At 69.8% G+C, this 3,569-nt stretch carries 2 protein-coding genes and 2 pseudogenes; all 4 read right to left on the bottom strand.

Annotated elements, in window-relative coordinates; all coding sequences use genetic code 11:
• Window positions 1–112: 112 nt before the first annotated feature.
• Window positions 113–568: pseudogene (locus ACWD0Y_RS36325) on the bottom strand (M56 family peptidase); the annotation flags it as partial.
• Window positions 569–571: 3 nt separating this feature from the next.
• Complete coding sequence (locus tag ACWD0Y_RS36320) at window positions 572–973, bottom strand: BlaI/MecI/CopY family transcriptional regulator (protein ID WP_450264524.1); 402 nt, start codon at window positions 971–973, stop codon at window positions 572–574.
• Window positions 974–1,169: 196 nt separating this feature from the next.
• Window positions 1,170–1,482: pseudogene (locus tag ACWD0Y_RS36315) on the bottom strand (transposase); the annotation flags it as partial.
• Between the two features lie 65 nt (window positions 1,483–1,547).
• A complete protein-coding gene (locus tag ACWD0Y_RS36310) occupies window positions 1,548–2,231 on the bottom strand; it encodes an SUKH-4 family immunity protein (protein WP_450264525.1) in 684 nt (227 codons plus the stop codon).
• Between the last annotated feature and the right edge of the window lie 1,338 nt (window positions 2,232–3,569).

Genomic DNA, 3,569 nt, shown 5'->3' with positions numbered 1-3,569 from the left:
TCCTGTCCTGCGTACCCACTCTGACGCCCTCCGGGCCTTCGTCTTCGTCCGTCCCCGACCACCACTGCATGCGATGCGTGAACTTTACAGTCGCGTAGAAACAGGTGACTCCGGCCCAGCGTTCCGTGCCGCAGCCCACCGCCGACCGGAGCGGGCGCAGCAGCGGGTTCGCGCAGCCGGCGAGCCGCACGGTGAGCAGGAGGCGGTGGTGGTGTCCGGTGAGCACGGGCACGGAAGCCGTAGTGCCGTCGCACCGTGAGCGCGCACGCCACCACCACGCGGGCGAGGGCACCGATGGCCGATGGACGCCTTCCCGGCCACCTCGTCGTAAGGAACCGCTTCCCGCACCTCGGGGTCCGACCAGCTGTCGGGCAGCGGGTTGCCCGGCAACTGCGCGGTGCCGAGACCACCAGGAGCCCGAGGCACAGCGTGCTGCACGCGGCAAGGATCGCTCCCGCCCAGGTCAGCAACAGCGCCGCGATCCGGGGATGGAGAGGCTGTTCGGCCAGCCGCGCGATCGGCAGCGTCGTCAGCGGCAGAATCAGGGCCGGAAGACGAAGACGCCCACCGGTCAGCGCTCCGGATCGTCGGTTTCGTTGAGGAGGGAGCGCAGGAGCTGCTCGTCGTGCGACGAGAGGGACGACACGAAACGGGAGAGCACCGCGTCGCGGTCTTCCTGGTCGTCGAGCAGCTTGCGCATGCGCAGGGCCACCAGACCGGCCGCGTCCGCCACCGGCGTCCACTCGAAGGACCGGCCGGCCCTGCTGCGGGTCACCGCCTGCTTCTCGTACAGCCTGGTCAGGATTGTGATGACCGTGGTGTAGGCCAGATCTCCACCGAGCTGTTGCTGCACCCAGGCGGCCGTCACCGGCCCGGGCGCCGAGCCGAGTGCCGACAGCACCTGCTTCTCGAGTTCGCCCTGGCGCCTGCGACCGCGCCCATGAGGGCTCGTCTCCTCCGTGCCGTCAACCATGGCGCGGCCTCCTTCCCGTCCCGTCGCTCGGAACCGTACGAGCACCGAGGGGGCATCGTACTGACCACCCGCCGCCTGCCACCTCCCGGCGACCGAGCCGACTGCGTGACCGGAACGATCCTGCCGGCACGCCGGTCACACTCACAGCCGTTTCCACGGTGATCGAGGTGGACCTGGCCGCTGTCCCCTCCGGTGTCTCGAAGATCAGCGCGCTCGGCCGGATCGCCGCTTCCGCCTTCCGGGCCGGCACAGCCCGCACATGCGCCGGGCCCCACGGGCTGGTGGTGATGAAGCGGGCCAGGGCCTGCCGGTTCCCGTCCTTCCCGGGCCGGGCCGCCATCGGTCCGACCGGTTTGCGCTGCCCGTCGGTCAGCAGCCCACGCAGGTGGACCTGCCCACCGACGCTGATCGTTTCGCGCGGACGGCTCGAAAACCTCCGCAACCTCCACAACCTCCGCCGTGAAATCCTCCAGATCACACCGCACCGCGGCCGAACCCTCAGGTGTCACATCCGATCAACGGCACAGCCGCTCGTCCGGACAGGCCACCGGAGACCGAACCTGACCAAGCCCTGCTAGAAGCCGTCCACGCCCAGTTCGGTGATGCCTGCGTAGAACCAGCTCCACAACATGCCGCCGGGCGTGTTCGGGGCGAACAGGCCCGGGGCCAGCTCGTCCATCTCGTCCAGGAACACCTGCGCCACTGCCTCCTGGTCCTCTTCCACCGGATAGGGGTGCCAACAGGCGTTGCTGTAGCGGTAGACGGCTTCAAGGACGCGGGTGAAGACATCGAGATCCGGCGCGAGCGGCACCAGCGTCCGGTGCGTCGGGCCCTCCAGTCCGCTCCAGATGTACACGGCCCCGTCGTGGCGGTGCAGATACAGCTCGCCGTAGTCGCACGCGCCGAAGGCGATCAGGTCCGCGGCGGCCACACCGCTCAGCAGACCCTCCTCCGACAGGGTGCCTTCGGCCGGGGGACGCATGGCGTCGGCTGAACGGGTCTCGTACTCGGCCCCGTGGCACACCCACCACGCGGGCAGGCCGATGTCCCGCAAGTGCCGTCTGCTTCCAGGGTGTTCGAGTCCCTCGGGCAGTGCGCTCTCGGGTATGCGAACTACGTGCCGCTCCCCGAAGGCGTCGTCGACCCGGGCCGCGTCGAGCGGACCCGTCGGCCGCCGTCGCGCCGGTTCGGGGCCGGACGGCGGTTCTTCGGACGACGTGGGGTCGATCCCTTCGCCGCGCGGCCAGTCCCGCAGCACCTCCGCGTCCGTCTCGAGCACCGCTATGCCGTGCGCGTTCTCGACAAGGTGGCGGGTCCTGCCGCCCACGGCGGCGAACGCAACGGCGCCTTCCCAGCTCTCCGGGGCGGTCAGCTCCCAGTCGCGCAGCTCGGGCGCGTCAAGCGCCTCCGGCGACCGAGGCGCTTCCGTCAGCGCTTCTCCGTCCCGGACCTTCACCCTCCGGCCCGTCTCCGCGTCGAGCCAGAGCGGGCCGCGCTGGTCGATCACCTCGATGAGCTCCCGGCCCTCGTACAGACGGCGGTGGGCCTGGTAATAGTCGCCGTTCAGGCTCGGGTGGGCCGTGAACCAGTTGGCCGGCCGCCACCACGCCCACACAGTTCGCCACGGCATCCCCGGCTCGGCCGTCGCGATTCGCTCGGCGTACTCCTCGTGGCCGGTCGCCTTCGCCGCGAAGTGCAGCCAGGAGGCGAACTCGGCGGGCGACACGTCCGCGCCGCCGAAGATCGCTTCGGCCTGCAGGAAGACCTCGCTCCCCACGTCCGCGCCCTTCGCAGCCGCGATACGGTCGCGCACCACCGCACGGTCAGCGGTCAACAGCCGTGCGGGATCGGCCAATATGTCGTCCAGCTCCTCGCTCATACGGCCATCCTGTCACCCACCGCTGACATCCCTCACCCCGCATCGGAGGCTTGCGGCGACGCAGGACGCCATGGCTCTGCGCCGCCCGGGGCAGTACCCCGTACAGGTCGCTCCGGCTTTCCGTGTGCTGAGGGACGGTCGTCCCGGGGATGTGATCGGGCCGCTCAGGGGCAGTTGCCGTCAGCTCATTCGTGGGGAAGTGGCCCCGCGATCCCGGGGGGGTGGGTTCGCGGGGCCGTTTTGGCCTCGGACGGCGGGGGTTCCGTCCGGGCCAGGGGGGACCGTTGGTTCTGGTGCCCCGCGGGCGCGAACTCATGCACGGCTTCGTGCGCTGCGGCGAGGGATGTTCTCGCCGGCTTGGCGAAGCGGTATGTCCTGTGCCGTCGAACCTTGATTATCACCACCGACCCGTGGCGATCTTAGGTTTGTGCCATCAAAGTCCGAGTGGCACGGGGTGCCCGTGTGTCGGGGGTGGCGTGGGGGAGCTCGCGGGCGCGGCTGTCGGGGCGTTTGGCCATGGCTCCTTCGAAGGCGGCGTCCGGGTGCGACGCGCGTGCCGTCGATGCCGCGGGACGTCAGAAAGTGAGTAGACAGATGCAACCGACGTTCGTACTGGTTCACGGATTCCTAATGCTGTTTGTCAAGCAGTGGGAACGGCGGGTGGCACGGTTTCGTAGGTCCGTCCATCGCGCAGGAGGGCCCAGAGGACGTTGACCC

It is taken from the genome of Streptomyces altiplanensis, assembly GCF_053591575.1.
Note: the sequence above shows the minus strand (reverse complement) of the source record. Positions and strands in the feature narration are given on the sequence as shown.